The organism is Streptomyces sp. NBC_00400 (genome assembly GCF_036048035.1).
GTDB lineage: Bacteria > Actinomycetota > Actinomycetes > Streptomycetales > Streptomycetaceae > Streptomyces.
Map to the genome: position 1 here is coordinate 4,683,107 of NZ_CP107940.1, position 22,403 is coordinate 4,705,509.

At 67.8% G+C, this 22,403-nt stretch carries 33 protein-coding genes; 29 read left to right on the forward strand and 4 right to left on the reverse strand.

What is annotated here, in order from left to right; translation table 11 throughout:
* The first annotated feature begins 5 nt into the window (after positions 1–5).
* From rplP to truA, 24 genes are all read left to right on the forward strand, one after another.
* Positions 6–425: a 50S ribosomal protein L16 gene (gene rplP, locus OHS81_RS20460; protein ID WP_006604880.1), complete on the forward strand. Its 420-nt coding sequence runs from the start codon at positions 6–8 to the stop codon at positions 423–425.
* Positions 425–649 carry a 50S ribosomal protein L29 gene (gene rpmC / locus OHS81_RS20465; protein ID WP_030074787.1) on the forward strand — a complete coding sequence of 75 codons (225 nt, stop codon included), beginning with the start codon at positions 425–427 and terminating at the stop codon, positions 647–649. Before rplP ends, rpmC begins: the two co-directional genes overlap by 1 nt.
* Complete coding sequence (rpsQ, locus tag OHS81_RS20470; RefSeq protein ID WP_006604882.1) at positions 649–930, forward strand: 30S ribosomal protein S17; 282 nt, start codon at positions 649–651, stop codon at positions 928–930. Before rpmC ends, rpsQ begins: the two co-directional genes overlap by 1 nt.
* Positions 931–1,037: 107 nt before the next feature.
* Entirely contained in the window at positions 1,038–1,406 is a 369-nt protein-coding gene (gene rplN / locus OHS81_RS20475; protein WP_003992364.1) for a 50S ribosomal protein L14, read from the forward strand.
* A 3-nt stretch (positions 1,407–1,409) separates the two neighbouring features.
* Positions 1,410–1,733 carry a 50S ribosomal protein L24 gene (rplX, locus tag OHS81_RS20480; protein WP_006604883.1) on the forward strand — a complete coding sequence of 108 codons (324 nt, stop codon included), beginning with the start codon at positions 1,410–1,412 and terminating at the stop codon, positions 1,731–1,733.
* Complete coding sequence (gene rplE / locus OHS81_RS20485; RefSeq protein WP_086717611.1) at positions 1,733–2,293, forward strand: 50S ribosomal protein L5; 561 nt, start codon at positions 1,733–1,735, stop codon at positions 2,291–2,293. Before rplX ends, rplE begins: the two co-directional genes overlap by 1 nt.
* 2 nt (positions 2,294–2,295) lie before the next feature.
* On the forward strand, positions 2,296–2,481 hold the full coding sequence (locus tag OHS81_RS20490; RefSeq protein WP_004571834.1) for a type Z 30S ribosomal protein S14: 186 nt from the start codon (positions 2,296–2,298) through the stop codon (positions 2,479–2,481).
* Positions 2,482–2,720: 239 nt separating this feature from the next.
* Positions 2,721–3,119, forward strand: a complete 399-nt coding sequence (gene rpsH, locus OHS81_RS20495) for a 30S ribosomal protein S8 (protein ID WP_006604885.1) — start codon at positions 2,721–2,723, stop codon at positions 3,117–3,119.
* A 22-nt stretch (positions 3,120–3,141) separates the two neighbouring features.
* Positions 3,142–3,681, forward strand: a complete 540-nt coding sequence (gene rplF / locus OHS81_RS20500) for a 50S ribosomal protein L6 (protein ID WP_129295747.1) — start codon at positions 3,142–3,144, stop codon at positions 3,679–3,681.
* Between the two features lie 3 nt (positions 3,682–3,684).
* Positions 3,685–4,068, forward strand: coding sequence for a 50S ribosomal protein L18 (gene rplR / locus OHS81_RS20505; RefSeq protein ID WP_327156251.1), 384 nt, complete (start codon positions 3,685–3,687; stop codon positions 4,066–4,068).
* 46 nt (positions 4,069–4,114) lie between these two features.
* The gene (rpsE, locus tag OHS81_RS20510; RefSeq protein ID WP_006604888.1) at positions 4,115–4,717 is read left to right on the forward strand and encodes a 30S ribosomal protein S5; all 603 of its coding nucleotides are present in this window, start codon (positions 4,115–4,117) and stop codon (positions 4,715–4,717) included.
* Entirely contained in the window at positions 4,717–4,899 is a 183-nt protein-coding gene (gene rpmD / locus OHS81_RS20515; protein WP_030074796.1) for a 50S ribosomal protein L30, read from the forward strand. The genes rpsE and rpmD overlap by 1 nt, the downstream gene beginning before the upstream one ends.
* A gap of 1 nt (position 4,900) precedes the next feature.
* Positions 4,901–5,356, forward strand: coding sequence for a 50S ribosomal protein L15 (rplO, locus tag OHS81_RS20520; RefSeq protein WP_328386146.1), 456 nt, complete (start codon positions 4,901–4,903; stop codon positions 5,354–5,356).
* 226 nt (positions 5,357–5,582) lie between these two features.
* On the forward strand, positions 5,583–6,896 hold the full coding sequence (gene secY / locus OHS81_RS20525; protein ID WP_088798401.1) for a preprotein translocase subunit SecY: 1,314 nt from the start codon (positions 5,583–5,585) through the stop codon (positions 6,894–6,896).
* Complete coding sequence (locus OHS81_RS20530; RefSeq protein ID WP_328386147.1) at positions 6,896–7,552, forward strand: adenylate kinase; 657 nt, start codon at positions 6,896–6,898, stop codon at positions 7,550–7,552. Before secY ends, OHS81_RS20530 begins: the two co-directional genes overlap by 1 nt.
* Before the next feature lie 125 nt (positions 7,553–7,677).
* On the forward strand, positions 7,678–8,520 hold the full coding sequence (gene map, locus OHS81_RS20535) for a type I methionyl aminopeptidase (RefSeq protein ID WP_328386148.1): 843 nt from the start codon (positions 7,678–7,680) through the stop codon (positions 8,518–8,520).
* A gap of 272 nt (positions 8,521–8,792) precedes the next feature.
* Positions 8,793–9,014 (forward strand): translation initiation factor IF-1, encoded by a 222-nt coding sequence (infA, locus tag OHS81_RS20540; RefSeq protein ID WP_003956442.1) that lies wholly within the window; start codon positions 8,793–8,795, stop codon positions 9,012–9,014.
* Between the two features lie 60 nt (positions 9,015–9,074).
* Positions 9,075–9,188: a 50S ribosomal protein L36 gene (gene rpmJ / locus OHS81_RS20545; protein ID WP_003956441.1), complete on the forward strand. Its 114-nt coding sequence runs from the start codon at positions 9,075–9,077 to the stop codon at positions 9,186–9,188.
* Between the two features lie 198 nt (positions 9,189–9,386).
* On the forward strand, positions 9,387–9,767 hold the full coding sequence (gene rpsM / locus OHS81_RS20550; protein ID WP_129295752.1) for a 30S ribosomal protein S13: 381 nt from the start codon (positions 9,387–9,389) through the stop codon (positions 9,765–9,767).
* Positions 9,768–9,864: 97 nt separating this feature from the next.
* Positions 9,865–10,269: a 30S ribosomal protein S11 gene (gene rpsK / locus OHS81_RS20555; protein ID WP_004571845.1), complete on the forward strand. Its 405-nt coding sequence runs from the start codon at positions 9,865–9,867 to the stop codon at positions 10,267–10,269.
* 26 nt (positions 10,270–10,295) lie between these two features.
* Positions 10,296–10,922 (forward strand): 30S ribosomal protein S4, encoded by a 627-nt coding sequence (gene rpsD, locus OHS81_RS20560; RefSeq protein WP_311623450.1) that lies wholly within the window; start codon positions 10,296–10,298, stop codon positions 10,920–10,922.
* A gap of 108 nt (positions 10,923–11,030) precedes the next feature.
* A complete protein-coding gene (locus OHS81_RS20565; protein WP_003956430.1) occupies positions 11,031–12,053 on the forward strand; it encodes a DNA-directed RNA polymerase subunit alpha in 1,023 nt (340 codons plus the stop codon).
* Between the two features lie 126 nt (positions 12,054–12,179).
* Positions 12,180–12,647: a 50S ribosomal protein L17 gene (rplQ, locus tag OHS81_RS20570; RefSeq protein WP_328386149.1), complete on the forward strand. Its 468-nt coding sequence runs from the start codon at positions 12,180–12,182 to the stop codon at positions 12,645–12,647.
* A gap of 160 nt (positions 12,648–12,807) precedes the next feature.
* The gene (gene truA, locus OHS81_RS20575; RefSeq protein ID WP_328386150.1) at positions 12,808–13,674 is read left to right on the forward strand and encodes a tRNA pseudouridine(38-40) synthase TruA; all 867 of its coding nucleotides are present in this window, start codon (positions 12,808–12,810) and stop codon (positions 13,672–13,674) included.
* A 98-nt stretch (positions 13,675–13,772) separates the two neighbouring features.
* Here truA and OHS81_RS20580 read toward each other — a convergent pair whose 3' ends face one another.
* On the reverse strand, positions 13,773–14,645 hold the full coding sequence (locus OHS81_RS20580; RefSeq protein WP_328386151.1) for a hypothetical protein: 873 nt from the start codon (positions 14,643–14,645) through the stop codon (positions 13,773–13,775).
* Between the two features lie 56 nt (positions 14,646–14,701).
* Here OHS81_RS20580 and OHS81_RS20585 point away from each other — a divergent pair, with 56 nt between their 5' ends.
* From OHS81_RS20585 to glmM, 4 genes are all read left to right on the forward strand, one after another.
* Positions 14,702–16,336, forward strand: a complete 1,635-nt coding sequence (locus OHS81_RS20585; RefSeq protein ID WP_328386152.1) for an ABC-F family ATP-binding cassette domain-containing protein — start codon at positions 14,702–14,704, stop codon at positions 16,334–16,336.
* 362 nt (positions 16,337–16,698) lie between these two features.
* Positions 16,699–17,142 (forward strand): 50S ribosomal protein L13, encoded by a 444-nt coding sequence (gene rplM / locus OHS81_RS20590; protein WP_006604900.1) that lies wholly within the window; start codon positions 16,699–16,701, stop codon positions 17,140–17,142.
* Positions 17,143–17,185: 43 nt separating this feature from the next.
* Positions 17,186–17,698 (forward strand): 30S ribosomal protein S9, encoded by a 513-nt coding sequence (rpsI, locus tag OHS81_RS20595; protein WP_018090882.1) that lies wholly within the window; start codon positions 17,186–17,188, stop codon positions 17,696–17,698.
* Positions 17,699–17,841: 143 nt separating this feature from the next.
* Entirely contained in the window at positions 17,842–19,200 is a 1,359-nt protein-coding gene (glmM, locus tag OHS81_RS20600; protein ID WP_328386153.1) for a phosphoglucosamine mutase, read from the forward strand.
* 30 nt (positions 19,201–19,230) lie between these two features.
* Here the strand turns inward: glmM and OHS81_RS20605 are convergent, their stop codons facing one another.
* On the reverse strand, positions 19,231–20,169 hold the full coding sequence (locus OHS81_RS20605) for a DUF389 domain-containing protein (RefSeq protein ID WP_328386154.1): 939 nt from the start codon (positions 20,167–20,169) through the stop codon (positions 19,231–19,233).
* Between the two features lie 12 nt (positions 20,170–20,181).
* Complete coding sequence (coaA, locus tag OHS81_RS20610; RefSeq protein ID WP_328386155.1) at positions 20,182–21,165, reverse strand: type I pantothenate kinase; 984 nt, start codon at positions 21,163–21,165, stop codon at positions 20,182–20,184.
* Positions 21,166–21,441: 276 nt separating this feature from the next.
* Here coaA and OHS81_RS20615 point away from each other — a divergent pair, with 276 nt between their 5' ends.
* On the forward strand, positions 21,442–21,675 hold the full coding sequence (locus OHS81_RS20615) for a hypothetical protein (RefSeq protein WP_328386156.1): 234 nt from the start codon (positions 21,442–21,444) through the stop codon (positions 21,673–21,675).
* A gap of 180 nt (positions 21,676–21,855) precedes the next feature.
* Here OHS81_RS20615 and OHS81_RS20620 read toward each other — a convergent pair whose 3' ends face one another.
* Positions 21,856–22,260, reverse strand: a complete 405-nt coding sequence (locus OHS81_RS20620; protein ID WP_328386157.1) for an ATP-binding protein — start codon at positions 22,258–22,260, stop codon at positions 21,856–21,858.
* Between the last annotated feature and the right edge of the window lie 143 nt (positions 22,261–22,403).

Here is a 22,403-nt window from a genome sequence, read left to right on the forward strand (position 1 = left end):
CCGACATGCTGATCCCTCGCAGGGTCAAGCACCGCAAGCAGCACCACCCGAAGCGCAGCGGTATGGCCAAGGGTGGCACCGAGCTGGCCTTCGGTGAGTACGGCATCCAGGCCGTCACCCCGGCTTACGTGACGAACCGTCAGATCGAGTCCGCTCGTATCGCGATGACCCGTCACATCAAGCGTGGCGGCAAGGTCTGGATCAACATTTACCCGGACCGCCCGCTCACGAAGAAGCCGGCCGAAACCCGCATGGGTTCCGGTAAGGGTTCTCCCGAGTGGTGGGTCGCGAACGTCAAGCCCGGTCGGGTGATGTTCGAGCTGTCCTTCCCGAACGAAAAGGTTGCCAAGGAGGCGCTGACCCGCGCCGCCCACAAGCTTCCGATGAAGTGCCGCATTGTGCGGCGCGAGGCAGGTGAGTCGTGATGGCGGCCGGTATCAAGGCGACCGAGCTGCGCGAGCTGAATGACGAGGACCTCGTCGGCAAGCTTCGTGAGGCCAAGGAGGAGCTGTTCAACCTCCGCTTCCAGGCGGCGACCGGACAGCTCGAGAACCACGGTCGGCTCAAGTCCGTCCGTAAGGACATCGCCCGGATCTACACCCTGATGCGTGAGCGCGAGCTGGGCATCGAGACGGTGGAGAGCGCCTGATGAGCGAGAAGAATGTGACTGAGACGAACGAGCGCGGTTTCCGCAAGACCCGTGAGGGTCTCGTCGTCAGCGACAAGATGGACAAGACCGTCGTCGTCGCTGTCGAGGACCGTGTCAAGCACGCGCTGTACGGCAAGGTCATCCGCCGTACCAACAAGCTCAAGGCGCACGACGAGCAGAACGCTGCCGGTGTCGGCGACCGCGTCCTCCTGATGGAGACCCGGCCGCTGTCCGCCACGAAGCGCTGGCGCATCGTCGAGATCCTCGAGAAGGCCAAGTAATCCCTCCTAGGGGGACCCCCTAGGAACAGTTCCGCCAGGCTCGGCAGGGGCTTCGTCTCGTACGAGGCGGCCCCTGCCGGGAACCGGCAGACACACAGGAGATAGACGTGATCCAGCAGGAGTCGCGACTTCGGGTCGCCGACAACACTGGTGCGAAGGAGATCCTTTGCATCCGTGTTCTCGGTGGTTCCGGTCGCCGCTACGCGGGCATCGGTGACGTCATCGTCGCCACCGTGAAGGATGCGATCCCCGGTGGCAACGTGAAGAAGGGTGACGTCATCAAGGCGGTCATCGTTCGGACCGTCAAGGAGCGCCGCCGTCCGGACGGCTCGTACATCCGCTTCGACGAGAACGCGGCCGTCATCCTCAAGAACGATGGCGACCCCCGCGGCACCCGCATCTTCGGCCCCGTGGGCCGGGAGCTGCGCGAGAAGAAGTTCATGAAGATCATCTCGCTCGCGCCGGAGGTGCTGTAACCGATGAAGATCAAGAAGGGCGACCTGGTCCAGGTCATCACCGGTAAGGACAAGGGCAAGCAGGGCAAGGTCATCCAGGCCTTCCCCCGCGAGGACCGTGTCCTGGTCGAGGGTGTCAACCGGGTCAAGAAGCACACCAAGGCCGGACAGACCGCTCGTGGTTCGAAGACCGGCGGCATCGTGACGACCGAAGCCCCTGTCCACGTGAGCAACGTTCAGCTCGTGGTGGAGAAGGACGGCAACAAGGTCGTCACCCGCGTCGGATACCGCTTCGACGACGAGGGCAACAAGATCCGCGTTGCCAAGCGGACCGGTGAGGACATCTGATGACTGCCACCACCAACGCGCCGCGTCTCAAGACGCGCTACCGCGAAGAGATCGCCGGGAAGCTGAAGGACGAGTTCTCGCTCGAGAACGTCATGCAGATCCCCGGTCTGACCAAGATCGTGGTCAACATGGGTGTGGGCGACGCCGCCCGCGACTCCAAGCTGATCGAGGGCGCCATCCGCGACCTCACCACGATCACCGGACAGAAGCCGGCCGTCACCAAGGCCCGTAAGTCCATCGCGCAGTTCAAGCTGCGTGAGGGCCAGCCGATCGGTGCCCACGTCACCCTCCGCGGTGACCGCATGTGGGAGTTCCTGGACCGCCTGCTGTCGCTGGCGCTGCCGCGCATCCGCGACTTCCGTGGTCTGTCCCCGAAGCAGTTCGACGGTCGGGGCAACTACACCTTCGGTCTCACGGAGCAGGTCATGTTCCACGAGATCGACCAGGACAAGATCGACCGGACGCGGGGCATGGACATCACCGTGGTCACCACGGCGTCCAACGACGATGAGGGCCGCGCCCTGCTTCGTCACCTCGGCTTCCCGTTCAAGGAGAACTGACCGTGGCGAAGAAGGCTCTGATCGCTAAGGCGGCTCGTAAGCCGAAGTTTGCTGTCCGCGCGTACACGCGTTGCCAGCGCTGCGGCCGTCCGCACTCCGTCTACCGCAAGTTCGGCCTGTGCCGCGTGTGCCTTCGTGAGATGGCTCACCGTGGCGAGCTGCCGGGCGTGACCAAGAGCTCCTGGTAATCCCCTAGTTGGGATGACCAGAAGCTCTCGGTAAGCATTCGGCCGGCGGGCGCCCGCCCCCCTTTTCCCGTAGGGTAGAAGGGTTTGGGCGCCCCGCCGTCCGAGACCGACCGCGGGCCGAGCCCGCATAAAGTCGCTTACTACGCCGTAGGTCCCCGCGCCGCACCCGTCCCGACTCTGATCGGGGAGAGGGATGGCGCACATAGGAAACCCCGGCGAGAGAGGCCGAAGGCCAATTCATGACCATGACTGATCCCATCGCAGACATGCTGACCCGTCTGCGGAACGCGAACTCGGCATACCACGACACCGTCGTGATGCCGCACAGCAAGATCAAGTCGCACATCGCGGAGATCCTCCAGCAGGAGGGTTACATCACCGGCTGGCGCGTCGAGGACGCCGAGGTTGGCAAGAACCTCGTCCTCGAGCTGAAGTTCGGCCCGAACCGCGAGCGCTCGATCGCCGGCATCAAGCGGATCTCGAAGCCGGGCCTGCGGGTCTACGCAAAGTCCACCAACCTGCCGAAGGTCCTCGGCGGCCTGGGCGTGGCGATCATCTCCACGTCCCACGGTCTCCTGACCGGTCAGCAGGCCAGCAAGAAGGGCGTGGGTGGGGAAGTCCTCGCCTACGTCTGGTAACCAGGGAACGGAGGAATAGCTAATGTCGCGTATTGGCAAGCTGCCCATCCAGGTTCCCGCTGGTGTGGACGTCACCATCGATGGCCGTACGGTCGCGGTGAAGGGCCCCAAGGGTTCCCTCTCGCACACCGTCGCGGCGCCCATCGAGGTCGCCAAGGGTGAGGACGGCGTCATCAACGTCTCCCGCCCGAACGACGAGCGTCAGAACAAGGCCCTGCACGGCCTGTCCCGCACGCTGGTGGCGAACATGATCACCGGCGTGACCCAGGGATTCAGCAAGGCGCTCGAGATCAGCGGTGTCGGTTACCGCGTCCAGGCGAAGGGCTCCAACCTGGAGTTCTCCCTGGGCTACAGCCACCCGATCCTGATCGAGGCCCCCGAGGGCATCTCCTTCAAGGTCGAGTCCCCGACCAAGCTCAGCGTCGAGGGCATCGACAAGCAGAAGGTCGGCGAGGTTGCGGCGAACATCCGCAAGCTGCGCAAGCCTGACCCGTACAAGGCCAAGGGCGTCAAGTACGCCGGCGAGGTCATCCGCCGCAAGGTCGGAAAGGCTGGTAAGTAAGCCATGGCATACGGTGTGAAGATCGCCAAGGGCGACGCTTACAAGCGGGCCGCCGCGAAGCGGCGCCACATCCGCATCCGTAAGCGGATTTCGGGTACCCCGGACCGTCCGCGTCTGGTGGTGACGCGGTCCAACCGTGGCATCACCGCTCAGGTCATCGACGACATCGCGGGCCACACGCTGGCCTCGGCGTCGAGCCTGGACGCGTCGATCCGTGGTGGCGAGGGCGACAAGAGCGCTCAGGCCAAGCAGGTCGGTTCCCTGGTCGCCGAGCGTGCCAAGGCCGCCGGTGTCGAGGCCGTCGTGTTCGACCGTGGTGGCAAGCAGTACGCCGGGCGGATTGCCGCTCTGGCCGACGCCGCCCGCGAAGCCGGGCTGAAGTTCTAAGCCCCGGTTCCGGAGCTAGCGGACGTAACAGAGAGAGGTAAATCCAATGGCTGGACCCCAGCGCCGCGGGAGCGGTGCCGGTGGCGGCGAGCGGCGGGACCGGAAGGGTCGCGACGGTGGCGCTGCCGCCGAGAAGACCGCATACGTTGAGCGCGTTGTCGCGATCAACCGTGTCGCCAAGGTTGTCAAGGGTGGCCGTCGCTTCAGCTTCACCGCGCTGGTCGTGGTGGGCGACGGTGACGGCACCGTAGGTGTCGGTTACGGCAAGGCCAAGGAAGTTCCGGCTGCCATCGCCAAGGGCGTGGAAGAGGCCAAGAAGAACTTCTTCAAGGTCCCCCGTATCCAGGGCACCATCCCTCACCCCATCCAGGGCGAGAAGGCTGCGGGCGTCGTCCTGCTCAAGCCGGCTTCCCCCGGTACCGGTGTGATCGCCGGTGGCCCCGTGCGTGCCGTTCTGGAGTGCGCGGGCATCCACGACGTGCTGAGCAAGTCGCTCGGTTCGTCGAACCCGATCAACATCGTGCACGCCACGGTGACCGCGCTTCAGGGCCTTCAGCGCCCCGAGGAGATCGCGGCCCGTCGTGGCCTGCCGCTGGAGGACGTTGCTCCCGCCGCTCTGCTGCGGGCGCGTGCCGGGGTGACCGCGTAATGGCGCACCTCAAGATCACGCAGACGAAGTCCTTCATCGGTAGCAAGCAGAACCACCGCGACACCCTCCGTTCGCTGGGCCTCAAGCGGCTCAACGACGTGGTTGTCAAGGAGGACCGCCCCGAGTTCCGCGGAATGGTGCACACCGTCCGCCACCTCGTGACGGTTGAGGAGGTCGACTGACATGGCGGAGACCAACCCGCTGAAGGTCCACAACCTCCGGCCCGCCCCGGGCGCCAAGACCGCCAAGACCCGTGTCGGTCGTGGTGAGGCGTCCAAGGGTAAGACCGCTGGTCGTGGTACCAAGGGCACGAAGGCCCGTTACCAGGTTCCGGAGCGCTTCGAGGGCGGGCAGATGCCCCTCCACATGCGCCTCCCGAAGCTGAAGGGCTTCAAGAACCCCGCCCACAAGCAGTTCCAGGTCGTGAACCTGGACAAGCTGGCCGCGCTCTACCCGCAGGGTGGCGAGGTCACGGTGACCGACCTGGTCGCCAAGGGCGCGGTGCGCAAGAACGAGCTCGTCAAGGTGCTCGGCGCCGGCGAGATCTCCGTGGCGCTGCAGGTGACGGTTGACGCCGTTTCCGGCTCCGCCAAGGAGAAGATCGCCGCTGCCGGCGGCACCGTCACCGAACTCATCTGAGTTCGCTGACTCAACTGACCGGGGATGCCCATCGTTTGGGGCATCCCCGGTTGGTCGTTCCACGGGGGTATGGTCGCCGGTAAGGTGGGATGGACTGTTGTTTTCCGGGCTCTGGCCCGGACCCCCGCCGCGCGGGCCGTGTCCGCGCGGTTTTTGCCCGCTCCGTATTCGTCGATCCTCAAGACCGTCACCTCTCGCACTCAAGGCGGGAGGCGCAGGAGGCACCGTGCTCACCGCGTTCGCCCGAGCGTTCAAGACGCCCGACCTGCGCAAGAAGCTGCTGTTCACATTGGGCATCATCGTGCTCTACCGGATCGGCGCACACGTCCCGGTCCCCGGGGTCAACTATGCGAACGTCGAGACCTGCATGAAGCAGGCCGGCGGGAGCAGCGGGTTGTTCGCCCTGGTGAACATGTTCAGCGGTGGTGCGCTGCTGCAGATCACGATCTTCGCGCTGGGAATCATGCCGTACATCACGGCGAGCATCATCCTCCAGCTGCTGACCGTGGTGATCCCGCGGCTGGAAGCCCTCAAGAAAGAGGGCCAGTCCGGGCAGGCGAAGATCACCCAGTACACCCGCTATCTGACCGTGGCGCTCGCCATCCTGCAGGGCACCGGCCTGGTGGCCACGGCCCGCAGTGGTGCGCTCTTCCAGAGCTGCCCGGTCGCCAGCGAGATCGTCCCCAGCGACTCGATCTTCACCACGATCACCATGGTCATCACGATGACCGCCGGCACCGGCCTGATCATGTGGCTCGGTGAGCTCGTCACCGACCGCGGTATCGGCAACGGCATGTCGATCCTGATGTTCATCTCGATCGCAGCCGGCTTCCCGGGCGCGCTGTGGCAGATCAAGCTCACCGGCAAGCTGGCCGACGGCTGGATCGAGTTCTTCGCGGTGATCGCGGTGGGCCTGGCGATGGTCGCCCTGGTGGTCTTCGTCGAGCAGGCCCAGCGGCGTATCCCGGTGCAGTACGCGAAGCGGATGATCGGCCGCCGGTCCTATGGCGGAACGTCCACTTACATCCCGCTCAAGGTGAACCAGGCGGGTGTGATTCCCGTCATCTTCGCGTCATCGCTGCTCTACATTCCAGCCCTCATTGCACAGTTCAGCGGGTCGAAGGCGGCATGGGCGACGTGGATCGCCACCAACTTCACCAAGGGAAATCACCCGGTTTACATCGTTACGTACTTCCTGCTGATCGTGTTCTTCGCCTTCTTCTACGTCGCCATCAGCTTCAACCCCGAAGAAGTTGCCGACAACATGAAGAAGTATGGTGGCTTCATCCCGGGTATCCGGGCTGGTCGCCCGACGGCCGAGTACCTCAGCTACGTGCTCAACCGGATCACGTGGCCGGGCTCGCTGTACCTGGGGCTGATCGCGCTCGTACCAACAGTGGCGTTGGTGCTTTTCAACGCGAACCAGAACTTCCCGTTCGGCGGGACGAGCATCCTGATCATCGTGGGTGTGGGTCTGGAGACCGTGAAGCAGATCGAGAGCCAGCTTCAGCAGCGCAACTACGAAGGGTTCCTCCGCTGATGCGAATCGTCCTCGTCGGACCCCCGGGGGCCGGCAAGGGTACGCAGGCTGCGTACCTTGCCAAGAACCTCGAGATCCCGCACATCTCCACGGGGGACCTGTTCCGCGCCAACATCAGCCAGGGCACGCCCCTCGGCCGCGAGGCGAAGTCGTACATGGACGCCGGCAACCTGGTGCCCGACTCGGTCACCATTGCGATGGCCGAGGACCGTATGGAGCAGCCCGACGCGGCAGGCGGTTTCCTCCTGGACGGCTTCCCGCGCAACCTTGGCCAGGCCAAGGCGCTGGACGAGTACCTCAAGGACAAGAACCTCAAGCTGGACGCCGTCCTGGACCTGGAGGTTCCGGAGGACGAGGTCGTCAAGCGGATCGCCGGCCGGCGCATCTGCCGCAACGACTCCAGCCACGTCTTCCACGCGGAGTACAACCAGCCGAAGGCCGAGGGCGTCTGCGACGTCTGCGGCGGCGAGCTGTACCAGCGGGACGACGACCGCGAGGAGACCGTCCGCAAGCGGCTGGAGGTCTACCACACGGAGACCGAGCCGATCATCGACTACTACAAGGACCAGGACCTGGTCGTCACCATCCCCGCGATGGGGAAGGTCGACGAGGTCACCCGGCGCTCCATGGCGGCCCTGCCGTCGCGGGACGCGTAGCAGCAGACGGTTCATCCGATACGGCCGCGGTGCCCGCAAGGGGTACCGCGGCCGTATCGTGTACGGGGCGGTCGTGCAGACCGCCGGATATGCGTTGCAGTCGGTTCAGGAAGGCGCCAGCCGTCATGGTGGAGATCAAGACCCCCGAGCAGATCGCGAAGATGCGCGAGGCGGGGCTGGTGGTCGCCGCCATTCACGCGGCGACCCGGGAGGCCGCGGTGCCCGGCGCCACGACCAAGGACCTGGACGACGCGGCACGCAAGGTGCTCGCCGAGCACGGAGCGAAGTCGAACTTCCTCGGTTACGGCGGCTTCCCCGCGACGATCTGCACCTCGGTCAACGATGTCGTGGTCCACGGCATCCCCGACACCGAGACGGTGCTGCAGGACGGCGACATCATCTCCATCGACTGCGGCGCGATCATCGACGGCTGGCACGGCGACGCGGCGTACACCGCCTTCGTCGGCTCCGGCCACTCCGCGGAGCTGGTCGAGCTGAGCCGGGTCACCGAGGAGTCGATGTGGGCCGGTATCGCGGCGGTCGCCAAGGGCAACCGGCTGGTCGACATCTCCAAGGCGATCGAGGGCTACATCCGCCGCCAGCCGCGCCCCAGCAGCGGTAAGTACGGCATCGTCGAGGACTACGGCGGCCACGGCATCGGCTCGCAGATGCACATGGACCCGCATCTGCTGAACTACGTCGACCGCAAGCGCGGCCGCGGCCCCAAGCTGGTGCCCGGCTTCTGCATCGCCATCGAGCCGATGGTCAATCTCGGCACGGCCAAGACCCACGTCCTCGACGACGACTGGACGGTCAAGTCGAACGACGGCAGCTGGTCCTCACACTGGGAGCACTCGGTCGCGCTGACCGAGGACGGCCCGCTGGTGCTGACCGCGCCGGACGGCGGCAAGGCCAAGCTCGCCGAGCTGGGGATCACCGCGGCGCCCGACCCTTCCCCAAGGTCTTAAGGGTCAGGGGGAGACCCCTTCGCCCGACCCGCCCCGGCGCCCTGACACGCCCTGCGCCGGCGCCCTGACATGCCCCGCGCCGGCCGCCTTGACGCGCCCGGGCGACCGGCCCCGGGCGTAAGGATCTCCCCGGGTGGGCAATAATCCTGGATTCGTCTTTTGCTGGGCGCTGACGTAGACTAACGCGTCGGCTCTCGTGCATCCGTATGCCCTCTTGGTCGAGGGTGTGGTGCGGGATAGTCGATCAAGGTAGCCGATTCGAAGGGCGAAGCGTGGCCAAGAAGCAAGGTGCCATCGAGATCGAGGGCACCGTGATCGAGTCCCTCCCGAACGCCATGTTCAAGGTGGAGCTCCAGAACGGTCACAAGGTCCTCGCGCACATCAGCGGAAAGATGCGGATGCACTACATCCGTATCCTCCCGGATGACCGGGTCGTCGTGGAGCTCTCTCCCTACGACCTGACGCGTGGCCGGATCGTCTACCGCTACAAGTAGATCTTGTCGGCGCCCCGCTCCCGTGGGGTGACGGCACTGACCCGGAGAACCTCACATCCCATGAAGGTCAAGCCGAGCGTCAAGAAGATCTGCGACAAGTGCAAGGTGATCCGCCGCCACGGCCGGGTCATGGTCATCTGCGACAACCTGCGCCACAAGCAGCGCCAGGGCTGACGCACGCCGACCACCTGCATTTCGCAGTTTTCGCGCGACGCAAGCACATACGTACATACGCAGTCACCCGACCCCCGCATCACTCGCGTGGGGACGACACCCCCGGCTCGGAGGCCGGGGACCCGGCTCGTAATTCTGCAGAGTCTTACGGGAACGGTGCTGCGGAAGACCTCCGAATAGCCCTCAGGAGCCACATCAATGGCACGCCTCGCAGGCGTTGATCTCCCGCGCGAAAAGCGTGTGGAGGTCGCCCTCACCTACGTCTTCGGTATCGGGCGGACGCTGTCGCAGCAGACCCTCGCCGCCACCGGCGTGGACCCGAACACCCGTGTTCGCGATCTTGCCGAGGAAGACCTCATCAAGATCCGCGAGTTCGTGGACAACAATCTCAAGACCGAGGGTGACCTCCGTCGCGAGATCCAGGCCGACATCCGCCGCAAGGTCGAGATCGGCTGCTACCAGGGTCTGCGTCACCGTCGCGGTCTGCCGGTGCACGGTCAGCGCACCAGCACGAACGCCCGTACCCGCAAGGGTCCGCGTCGCGCGATCGCCGGCAAGAAGAAGCCGGGCAAGAAGTAGTCCTCAGCAGGACGCACTGTGTGCTCCGGGGGACGCCCCCCCGGACCCCTGCAAGCGGTCTTCGCTGTAGGACCGACCACCTCCACGGGAGTAATGAATGCCTCCGAAGGGCCGTACGGCCGGCGCCAAGAAGGTGCGCCGCAAGGAGAAGAAGAACGTTGCCCACGGGCACGCTCACATCAAGAGCACGTTCAACAACACGATCGTTTCGATCACCGACCCCACGGGCAACGTGATCTCTTGGGCCTCTGCCGGCCACGTCGGCTTCAAGGGCTCGCGCAAGTCCACCCCCTTCGCCGCGCAGATGGCCGCCGAGTCGGCCGCCCGCCGCGCGCAGGAGCACGGCATGCGCAAGGTCGACGTCTTCGTCAAGGGTCCCGGCTCCGGCCGTGAGACCGCGATCCGCTCCCTCCAGGCCACCGGCCTCGAGGTGGGTTCGATCCAGGACGTCACCCCCACTCCGCACAACGGATGCCGCCCGCCCAAGCGCCGCCGCGTCTGACCAGCTGAAGTAGGAGACAAAACAATATGGCGCGTTACACCGGGGCCGACTGCAAGCGTTGCCGTCGGGAGAAGCAGAAGCTCTTCCTCAAGGGGAGCAAGTGCGAGAGCGCAAAGTGCCCGATCGAGATCCGTCCTTACCCCCCGGGTGAGCACGGTCGCGGGCGCACCAAGGACAGCGAGTACCTGCTGCAGCTTCGTGAGAAGCAGAAGTGCAGCCGTATCTACGGTGTCCTGGAGAAGCAGTTCGTGAACTACTACAAGGAAGCGAACCAGAAGACCGGCAAGACCGGTGAGAACCTTCTGCGCATCCTTGAGACGCGTCTCGACAACGTGGTCTACCGGGCCGGCTTTGCCAAGTCCCGCGACCACGCGCGTCAGCTGGTCCGTCACGGACACATCACGGTGAACGGCCGCAAGACCGACATTCCGTCAGCTCGCGTGGCCGTGAACGACATCGTCGAGGTCCGCCAGGGCTCTCGGAACCTGACCCCGTTCGCGGTGGCGCAGGCCGAGGCCGGCGAGAGGACCGTTCCGGCCTGGCTGGAAGCGATCCCCTCGAACCTGCGGATCCTCGTGCACAGCATGCCCGAGCGCCAGGTGATCGACACCCAGGTGCAGGAGCAGCTGATCGTTGAGCTCTACTCCAAGTAAGAGCTGACCGGTGGGGGCGGTACGGAGCCGATGGCGCCGTGCCGCCCGTACCCTTGTCAGTACAGCGGGCGTCAAATAGCGGGCGTCCACGACTGAAGGATCAAAACCATGCTGATTGCTCAGCGTCCCTCGTTGACCGAAGAGGTCGTCGACGAATACCGCTCCCGGTTCGTGATCGAGCCGCTGGAGCCGGGCTTCGGTTACACCCTCGGCAACTCCCTGCGTCGGACCCTCCTGTCCTCGATCCCGGGTGCGGCGGTCACGTCCATCCGCATCGACGGTGTCCTGCACGAGTTCACCACCGTGCCGGGCGTCAAGGAGGACGTCACCGACCTCATCCTCAACATCAAGCAGCTGGTCGTCTCCTCGGAGCACGACGAGCCGGTCGTGATGTACCTGCGCAAGCAGGGCCCCGGCCTGGTCACCGCCGCGGACATCGCCCCGCCGGCCGGTGTCGAGGTGCACAACCCGGACCTGGTTCTCGCCACGCTCAACGGCAAGGGCAAGCTGGAGATGGAGCTGACCGTCGAGCGCGGTCGCGGCTACGTCTCCGCCGTCCAGAACAAGCAGGTGGGCCAGGAGATCGGCCGTATCCCGGTCGACTCCATCTACTCGCCGGTGCTCAAGGTCACGTACAAGGTCGAGGCGACCCGTGTCGAGCAGCGCACCGACTTCGACAAGCTGATCGTCGACGTCGAGACCAAGCAGGCCATGCGCCCGCGTGACGCCATGGCGTCCGCCGGCAAGACCCTGGTCGAGCTGTTCGGTCTGGCGCGTGAGCTCAACATCGACGCCGAGGGCATCGACATGGGCCCGTCCCCGACGGACGCCGCCCTCGCCGCCGACCTGGCGCTGCCGATCGAGGAGCTGGAGCTCACGGTCCGCTCGTACAACTGCCTCAAGCGTGAGGGCATCCACTCCGTGGGTGAGCTCGTGGCGCGCTCCGAGGCCGACCTGCTCGACATCCGCAACTTCGGTGCGAAGTCGATCGACGAGGTCAAGGCGAAGCTGGCCGGCATGGGCCTGGCCCTCAAGGACAGCCCGCCCGGATTCGACCCGACCGCCGCCGCCGACGCGTTCGGCGCGGACGACGACGCGGACGCCGGGTTCGTGGAGACCGAGCAGTACTGAGTTCGACCGTCTGTGGTCCGGGGCGCGCCTCGGACCACAGACGTGTGATCTTCCATGGGGCGGCCGCCTCGTGGGAACTGACACCGGTACCTGATACGGCCGGTGCAGCTATGAAGGAGATACACCATGCCGAAGCCCGCCAAGGGTGCCCGTCTGGGCGGCAGCGCTGCGCACGAGCGCCTGATGCTGCGTAACCTGGCCACCTCGCTCTTCGAGCACGGCCGCATCACGACGACCGAGGCCAAGGCCCGTCGTCTGCGTCCGTACGCGGAGCGTCTGGTGACCAAGGCGAAGAAGGGCGACCTTCACAACCGCCGTCAGGTCATGCAGCTGATCTCGGACAAGAGCATCGTGCACACGCTCTTCACGGAGATCGGCCCGCGGTTCGAGAACCGCCCGGGTGGCTACACCCGCATCACCAAGATCGGTAACCGCCGTGGCGACAACGCGCCCATGGCCGTCATCGAGCTGGTGGAGGCGCTGACCGTGGCCCAGCAGGCCACCGGTGAGGCCGAGGCCGCGACGAAGCGTGCGGCCAAGGACGCGGAGGCGGCCCCGGCTGCCGAGGCGGCCGAGGAGTCGAAGGACGCCTGAGTCCTGACCGACGTGTGAGCGGGTCCGCCCTTCGGGGCGGGCCCGCTTTCGCATGCGCGGGCGGGCGGTGGCGGGGGCGGTCCACCGTGCCCCGGACGTCGTGCCCGGGGGAGGGGCCCGTGCGGAACGGCTGCCCGTGGCGTGAGGGAGGATTGCTGTCGTGAGTGACGAAGTGGAGCCCGGGTTCGTCCGGGTGCGGATGGACCTTTCCTACGACGGAAAGGACTTCTCCGGGTGGGCGAAGCAGGCCGGTGGCCGGCGGACCGTGCAGGGGGAGATCGAGGACGCGCTGCGGACCGTGACCCGGTCCGGACAGACCTATGAGCTCACCGTGGCGGGGCGGACGGATGCGGGGGTGCATGCGCGGGGGCAGGTGGCGCACGTGGACCTGCCCGCGGCGGTGTGGGCCGAGCATCAGGACAAGCTGCTGCGGCGGCTGGCGGGGCGGCTGCCCAAGGACGTACGGGTGTGGCGGCTGGCCGAGGCGCCGTACGGGTTCAATGCGCGGTTCTCGGCGATCTGGCGGCGGTATGCGTACCGGGTGACCGATCACCACGGGGGCGTGGATCCGCTGCTGCGCGGCCATGTGCTGTGGCACGACTGGGAGCTGGACGTCGAGGCGATGAACGAGGCCTCGCGGCCGCTGCTGGGGGAGCACGACTTCGCGGCGTACTGCAAGCGGCGGGAGGGCGCGACGACGATCCGCACGCTGCAGGAGCTGAGCTGGGTGCGCGGGGCGGACGGGGTCATCACGGCTGCCGTGCGGGCGGACGCCTTCTGCCACAACATGGTGCGGTCGCTGGTGGGGGCGATGCTGTTCGTCGGCGACGGGCACCGGCCGGTGGAGTGGCCCGGGAAGGTGCTGGCCGCCGGGGTGCGGGACTCCGCCGTCCATGTCGTACGGCCGCACGGGCTGACGCTGGAGGAGGTCGGCTATCCGGCCGACGAGCTGCTGATGGCGCGCAACCAGGAGGCGCGGAACAAGCGGACGCTGCCCGGGGCCGGCGGCGGGGGCGGCTGCTGCTGAGGGGTGGCTCGTGGAGCCTTGCGGTGGCTCGTGGAGCCTTGCGGTGAACCGTGGAGCCTTCGGGGCGCCGCCGGGAAGGGCGGCGCCACCGGAAACGGTCAGGACTTGCCGGCCTTCTTCTGGGCGTCCTTGAGCTGCTGTTCGGCAGCCTTGGCGGCCTGGTCCTTGCCGCGCTGGGTGATCTGGCTGAACGCGTAGGCGCCGCCGTCCCGGGCGATCTGGCGGGCCTTGGTCTCCGCGGCGGTGACGTCCTTGCCGTTGAGGTAGCCGGCGATCGTGAAGTAGACGTAGCGGCCGGTGGCATTGGTCGCCATCCGGCACTTCGTGCCCTGGCAGAAGTCCGAGGGGACCGCGCCGCCGGGCAGCGGCATCAGGTTGGCCTTGTTCTCGTTCATGACCTTGGCGGCCCGGTCGGGCGAGTCGAAGACCGCGATGCCGAGGGTGACCGCGACGCCGCCCTTGGCGTAGGTGGCACGCAGCAGCTGCTTGCAGCCGTTGTGGGACAGCGAGGAGACCAGCGGCCCCTGGGCGGCGGCGGTGCAGTCCTTGGTGGTGGCGGTCTTGGTGCGCGGGTAGGTGTGCGCGCCGACGACCATGCTCTTCTGCGCGAAGAGGGTGGCCGGGGTGAGCGGCGCCCGGTCCTTCTTGGGGTCGGAGATGTAGTCCCGCGGGTTGGGCGGGGGCGGCACGGAGACGTCGGGGAAGGACGGCTGGTCGTCCGGCGCCGCGGCCTGGTCGGACGCCGTGGGCGACGCCGTCGGGTTGCCGCCCGGCGAGCCACTGCCGCCGGCTATGACGGCGAAGGTGACGATGCCGGCCACCGCGAGGGCCGCCAGCGCTCCGCCGCCGATCCACAGCCGGCGTTTGCGGCGGGTCTGTGCCTCGCTCTCCTCGGCGAGTGCACCCCAGTCCGGAGTGGACGACGAAGAACCCCCGGGGCCGTCGAACGGCCCCCCTTGCCCAAAGCTCATGCCGCGCATCCTAATGGGGTTGGTGGAACGCGCGGAGGCCGGTCACAATCCCGCTCATGGGACATCTTGAGGCCGGACATCTGGAGTACTACCTGCCGGACGGGAGGGTCCTGCTGGGAGACGTGTCCTTCCGGGTGGGGGAGGGCGCGTCGGTCGCGCTGGTGGGAGCCAACGGCGCCGGAAAGACGACACTGCTGCGGCTGATCGCGGGGGAGCTCCAGCCGCACGGCGGGGCGGTGACGGTCAGCGGCGGGCTGGGCGTGATGCCGCAGTTCGTGGGCTCCGTACGGGACGAGCGCACGGTGCGCGACCTGCTGGTCTCCGTGGCGCAGCCGCGGATCAGGGCGGCGGCAGCGGCGGTGGACGCCGCCGAGCTGGCGATGATGAGTGCCGAGGGCGACGACGAGGCCGCGCAGATGGCCTATGCCCAGGCGCTCAGCGACTGGGCCGAGGCGCGCGGCTACGAGGCCGAGACGGCCTGGGACATCTGCACGACGGCGGCCCTGGGGATGCCGTACGAGAAGGCGCAGTGGCGGCAGGTGCGCACGCTGTCCGGGGGTGAGCAGAAGCGGCTGGTGCTGGAGTCGCTGCTGCGCGGCACGGACGAGGTGCTGCTGCTGGACGAGCCGGACAACTACCTGGACGTCCCCGGCAAGCGCTGGCTGGAGGAACAGCTCCGGCAGACCCGTAAGACGGTGCTGTTCGTCTCGCACGACCGGGAGCTGCTGGCCCGGGCCGCGGAGAAGATCGTCAGCGTGGAGCCGGGCCCCGCGGGCTCCGACGTCTGGGTGCACGGCGGCGGCTTCGACACCTACCACCAGGCGCGCAAGGAGCGCTTCGCCCGCTTCGAGGAGCTGCGGCGGCGCTGGGACGAGAAGCATGCGCAGCTCAAGAAGCTGGTGGTCTCGCTGCGCCAGGCGGCCTCGGTCAGCCATGAGCTGGCCTCGCGCTATGCGGCGGCGCAGACCCGGCTGAAGAAGTTCGAGGAGGCCGGGCCGCCGCCGGAGCCGCCGCGCGAGCAGGACATCACCATGCGGCTGCGCGGCGGGCGCACCGGGGTGCGGGCGGTCACCTGCGAGGGGCTGGAGCTGACCGGCCTCATGAAGCCTTTCTCCCTGGAGATCTTCTACGGGGAGCGGGTCGCGGTCCTGGGCTCCAACGGGTCGGGCAAGTCCCACTTCCTGCGGCTGCTGGCCGGGGACGAGCAGAACCCCGTTCCGCACACCGGCAGCTGGAAGCTGGGCGCCCGGGTGGTCCCCGGCCACTTCGCCCAGACCCACGCCCACCCCGAGCTGATGGGCCGCACCCTGCTCGACATCCTGTGGACCGAGCACGCCAAGAACAAGGGCCAGGCCATGTCGGCGCTGCGCCGCTACGAGCTGGAGCAGCAGGCCGAGCAGCGCTTCGAACGGCTCTCCGGCGGCCAGCAGGCGCGCTTCCAGATCCTGCTGCTGGAGCTGTCCGGCACGACCGCGCTGCTGCTCGACGAGCCGACGGACAACCTGGACCTGGAGTCGGCCGAGGCGCTGCAGGAGGGGCTGGAGGCGTACGAGGGGACGGTGGTGGCGGTGACCCACGACCGGTGGTTCGCGCGGTCCTTCGACCGGTTCCTGGTGTTCGGCTCGGACGGGCTGGTGCGGGAGACGGCGGAGCCGGTGTGGGACGAGCGGCGGGTGGTGCGGGAGCGGTAGGCCTGTGCGGAGGCGCCGCTGTGGTGCCGGTGCCGGCGCCGGGGGAGCGTAGGGCGGCCGGCACGCACGGTGACCGTGAGGGGGGCGAAGGCCGGTGCCGCGCGCCGGTCCGGGGGGCGTTTTGACCCCACCGGGGCCGGGCCGGTATTCTGCCTGTTCGTTATGCGTATTGGCTTGCTCTATCTCACGTGAGGGGGCCCTTACGCGGTCCACCGGGCCGATGACCAGCGACGGACGATCGGGTTGCGTCACCCGTAGCGCCGCTCCTGCTGGTGTGATCGGCAGCGGTGACCAGTACAGGACCCGTCCCCGAGGCCTCAGGCCCTGGGGATACCCCACCTCTGAAGAAGCGAAGGCTAACCGTGCGTACGTTCAGCCCCAAGCCCGGCGATGTCCAGCGCCAGTGGCACATCATTGACGCGCAGGACGTTGTCCTGGGCCGTCTGGCCACCCAGGCCGCGTCCCTCCTGCGGGGTAAGCACAAGCCCGTCTACGCGCCGCACGTTGACATGGGTGACTTCGTCATCATCGTCAACGCCGACAAGGTGCACCTGTCCGGCAACAAGCGGACCCAGAAGATGGCCTACCGCCACTCGGGCTTCCCGGGCGGTCTGCGCTCCGTCCGCTACGACGAGCTGCTCGACAAGAACCCCGAGAAGGCCGTCGAGAAGGCCATCAAGGGCATGCTCCCCAAGAACACCCTCGGCCGTCAGATGCTCTCGAAGCTGAAGGTCTACGCGGGCGCCGAGCACCCGCACGCTGCGCAGCAGCCGGTCCCGTTCGAGATCACCCAGGTCGCGCAGTAGTTCCGGCCACCCCCTAAGACGACAGAGAATTCTGAGGAGCATCGTGGCCGAGACCACTCCCGAGACCGTCATCGAGAACGACGACGCCGTCGAGGAATACACCACTGAGACCGAGGTCGTGGAGTCGGAGTACACCTCCGAGTCCCTCGCCTCCCGCTTCGGCGACCCGCAGCCGGCCGCCGGCCTGGGCCGTCGCAAGAACGCCATCGCCCGCGTCCGGATCGTTCCGGGCACCGGCCAGTGGAAGATCAACGGTCGCACCCTTGAGGGCTACTTCCCCAACAAGGTGCACCAGCAGGAAGTCAACGAGCCCTTCAAGGTGCTCGAGCTCGACAACCGCTACGACGTGGTTGCCCGCATCTCCGGCGGCGGCATCTCCGGCCAGGCCGGTGCGCTGCGCCTGGGCGTGGCCCGTGCGCTGAACGAGGCGGACGTGGACAACAACCGCGGCGCGCTGAAGAAGGCCGGGTTCCTCAAGCGTGACGACCGTGCGGTCGAGCGCAAGAAGGCCGGTCTGAAGAAGGCCCGTAAGGCGCCGCAGTACAGCAAGCGCTAATCCGCGCTCGCTGCGACATGCAGCACTTGGCGAACGCCCCGGTGGCACGGATTCGTGCTGCCGGGGCGTTCGGCTATCCAGGACCCGGGGCGTATACCTGGACTTAATGCTCTGGTCCAAGCTCATCTACTCGGAGGACACCAGTGGGACGACTCTTCGGCACGGACGGTGTGCGCGGCGTCGCCAATGCGGATCTGACGGCGGAGCTGGCGCTCGGTCTGTCGGTCGCTGCGGCGCATGTACTCGCGGAAGCGGGCACCTTCGAAGGTCACCGGCCGGTGGCGGTGGTCGGACGCGATCCACGCGCGTCCGGGGAGTTCCTGGAGGCCGCGGTCGTCGCGGGCCTGGCCAGCGCCGGTGTGGACGTGCTGCGGGTGGGGGTGCTCCCGACCCCGGCGGTCGCCTATCTGACCGGCTCGCTCGGTGCGGACCTCGGCGTGATGCTCTCCGCCAGTCACAACCCGATGCCCGACAACGGCATCAAGTTCTTCGCCCGCGGCGGTCACAAGCTCGCCGACGAGCTGGAGAACCGGATCGAGCAGACCTACCGCGCCCACAGCGCCGGTGAGCCGTGGGAGCGGCCGACCGGTGCCGGCGTCGGCCGGGTCACCGTCTACGACGAGGGCTTCGACAACTACGTCGCGCATCTCGTCGGCGTCCTGCCCAACCGCCTGGACGGGCTGAAGATCGTCATCGATGGCGCCCACGGTGCGGCGGCGCGGGTCTCGCCCGAGGCGTTCGCGCGGGCCGGCGCCGATGTCATCACGATCGGCACCGACCCCGACGGCCTGAACATCAACGACGGCTGTGGCTCCACCCACCTCCAACTGCTGCGTGCGGCCGTCGTCGAGCACGGCGCCGACCTGGGTGTCGCCCACGACGGCGACGCGGACCGGTGCCTGGCCGTGGACCGCGAGGGCAACGAGGTCGACGGCGACCAGATCCTGGCCGTCCTGGCGCTCGGGATGCGCGAGGCGGGGACGCTGCGCAAGAACACCGTCGTCGCCACCGTGATGTCCAACCTGGGTTTCAAGCTCGCCATGGAGCGCGAGGGCATCGACCTCGTCCAGACCGCGGTCGGCGACCGGTACGTCCTGGAGGAGATGAAGGCACACGGCTTCGCGCTGGGCGGTGAGCAGTCCGGGCACGTGATCGTGCTGGACCACGCCACCACCGGCGACGGCACGCTGACCGGGCTGATGCTGGGTGCCCGGGTCGCCGCGACCGGCCGTCCGCTGGCCGACCTGGTGGGCGTCATGGAGCGGCTGCCGCAGATCCTCATCAACGTCCCCGACGTCGACAGGTCGCGGGTGACCACTTCCCCCGAGCTGACCGCGGCGGTCGCCGAGGCGGAGCGGGAGCTGGGCGCGACCGGCCGGGTGCTGCTGCGGCCGTCCGGCACGGAGCCGCTGGTGCGGGTGATGGTGGAGGCCGCGGACATCGAGCAGGCGCGGGCGGTGGCCGAGCGGCTGGCCGACGCGGTCAAGTCGGCGTTGGGCTGAGCGCTTTCGCCGATTTCCGGGCCTGTCCTCCTAGCGGAGGGCGGGCCCGGTGTCATGCCGGGCCCACAGCAGCTTCTGTGCCGCCAGGGTGAGCGTGCCGGCCAGGACGATGCCCGCCAGGTTCAGCAGCAACTGCTCCATGGAGTGCCAGGCCTGGCCGTACTCCTGGTAGCCGAGCGCCACCGCGGCGTTGGCGGCGGCCGGGACGGTGGTGACGGAGATCGCCACGCCCACCAGGGCGCCAGATTTGGCGGACGTCAGGGACAGCACCCCGGCGATTCCGGCGAGCACGGCGACGACGAAGGAGAACCAGTCGGGCCGGTAGATGAAGTGGGTGTTCGGGCGCGCGGCGTCCAGATCTTCGATGTGGAAGAGGCCCACCGCGTCCATGAAGAGGCTGAAGCCCACGGTGACCGCCATCGCCACCACGAAGCCCACGAGCAGCGCCACCAGGGAGCGCCAGGCCAGCCGTGGGGCCCGCCGGACGAGCGCGGTGCAGATACCGGCCAGCGGCCCGAACTCCGGCCCCACGGCCATCGCGCCGACGATCAGGATCGCGTTGTCGAGGACCACACCGCAGGCCGCGATCATCGTGGCGACCGTCAGGAACGCCAGATAGGTCGCGGAGAGCGTCGACTCCTCGTGGGTGGCGTCGGCCAGCGACTCCCACAGCACGGCGTCGGCGCCCTCGCCCGGTGCCTCGTCCTCCGCCCGGTCCGCCCGGTGGGACAGTGACAGGTCGATGTTCTCGATCGCGATGGAACCGGTCCTGTCCAGGTCCATCGCCCGCAGCCGGGCCAGTAGCCCGTCACCGGCCTCCCGCGCGACATCGCACATCACCACGTCGCCCTGCGGGTCGCGGGCCGCCCCGCTCAGCACCACCAGGTGGGTCACTCCGACGGTGCTCTCCAGCAGCCGGAGGACCTCGTCCGTGTGGTGGGCGGGGACGATCAGGCGTAGATGCAGCACGGTGTGCGACTCCTAGAGCTTGCGCAACGACAGCCGCTGCACCTTGTGGTCAGGACCCTTGCGCAGCACCAGGTTGGCGCGGCCGCGCGTCGGGGCCACATTTTGTTGCAGGTTGGGCTTGTTGATGGTCCGCCACATCTTGCGGGCGTAGTCGAGGGCTTCGTCCTCGGAGACCTGGGTGTACTTGCGGAAGTACGAGAACGGGTTCTGGAACGCCGTCTCGCGCAGCTTGCGGAAGCGGCCGAGGTACCACTTCTCGATGTCCTCGGTGCGGGCGTCGACGTAGACGGAGAAGTCGAAGAAGTCGGCGAGCCCGAGGCGGGTGCGGCCGTCCTTGCCGGGCAACGCCGGCTGCAGGACGTTCAGGCCCTCGACGATGAGGATGTCCGGGCGGTGCACGGTCAGCCGCTCGCCGGGCACGATGTCGTAGATCAGGTGGGAGTAGACCGGCGCGGTCACCTCGGCCTTGCCGGCCTTCACATCCGCGACGAAGCGGGTCAGCGCCCGCCGGTCGTAGGACTCGGGGAAACCCTTACGGGACATCAGGCCGCGGCGGTGCAGCTCGGCGTTGGGAAACAGGAAGCCGTCGGTGGTGACCAGCTCGACGCGCGGGTGCTCGGGCCAGCGGGCCAGCAGCGCCTGCAGCAGCCGGGCCGTGGTGGACTTCCCGACCGCCACACTGCCCGCGACCCCGATGACGAACGGGGTGCCGGGCTGGGGGCCGCCGCCCACATCGCCGAGGAAGGTGTTCAGCGCGCCGCGCAGGTTGCTGGTGGCGCCGACATAGAGGTTGAGGAGCCGGGACAGCGGGAGGTAGACGTCGCGCACCTCGTCGAGGTCGATGACATCGCCCAGGCCCCGCAGCCGTTCGACCTCGTCGGCGGTCAGGGGCAGTGGGGTCTTCTCCCGCAGGGCGCTCCACTGTGCGCGCGTCAGATCGACGTACGGAGAGCTGTCGGCGCGGCGTCGTTGCTGCGGATCGGTCGTCAGGGGCACGCGCCCATTGTGCGCAGCCGCCACCCGCCGTTCATATCGGGGTGTCCGGCGGGGCACCCGGAGATGAACGTCCGGGGTACCCCGGAGGCCGGTCTTGTGGACGTCGGGGCGGTCTTGGGGCTTCTCTGCCCGGGTGTCTGTACCCGAGGGTTTTTGCCCGGTACGGTCGGTAGCGGGGAGAGGCCCGGCTTCGGGCCGAGTTCGATTCAGGGGGTGCGTGTGGGAGCGCGTAGGGCCGGCCTGCTGGGACAGTGGCCGTGGGGGAGGACCGCGAGCGTGACCGGGGGCCGGGCGGCGGATGCCGCTTCGGACGCCGCATCGGACGGATTTGCCGCGCGGGTGTACGCGGAGCTGGCGGAGGAACTGCCGGACGAGGATCTGGGCGAGGATTTAGGCGATTTCCTGGAGCGCCACGAGCCGGGCAGCGAGCTCGGGGCGGACGCGGAGGCGGACGAAGAGTTCCTGGAGACGGTGCGGGAGGCGCACGCGCGGATAGCGCGGGGGTTTTGAGGGCGTTGTGGTCGCGTCGTCGCGTTGTCGTCGCACGGTGCTACCGGTTCGACCGGGCGGGCCGAGCCCGCGCGTTGCTGTTGTGGTAGGCCGTGGTGACCGCTGAGGCGCCTGGGGTGTGAGTGATGAACTCGCAGCCCCACGCGGGCCGGACGACGTGCTTGGGGCGATGAAGCAGGCTCATGGCTGTTCCGGGCGGTTGATCGCCAGGTGTGCCCACACCGTCTTGCCGGGGTCGCGCGGCCGTACGCCCCAGTGCTGGGAGAGGGCGTCCACGATGAGCAGGCCGCGGCCGGAGGGGTCGTCCGGGCCGGGCTTGCGGAGTTCCGGCATGCGCCACTGGTAGGAGTCGGCCACCTCCAGGACCAGGATGCCGCTGCGGCGGCGTAAGGCCAGTTCGAAGTAGTCGCCCGTTCCCTTGGCGTGGGAGACGGCGTTGGTGGTCAGTTCGCTGGTGATGAGGACGCTGTCCTCGATGAGGCCGCCGAGTTTCCAGTCGGTCAGGGTCGTCCTGACGTGGAGTCGAGCGGCGGCGACGGAGTCCTTCCGGACCCGGAACCTCTTGATGCGTGTACGCCCGGACATGTGTCCCCCAAGGGTGTGGGCAGGCGGAACGGGGATCACTTGGCGTTCCCGCCTGGCCACGTCGAGTGACGAAGCCAAGCTAGAGCGAGACTCGGCGCTTATGCAACGCGTCGCGTAGCGGGAATTTGCATGCGACTGTTAGC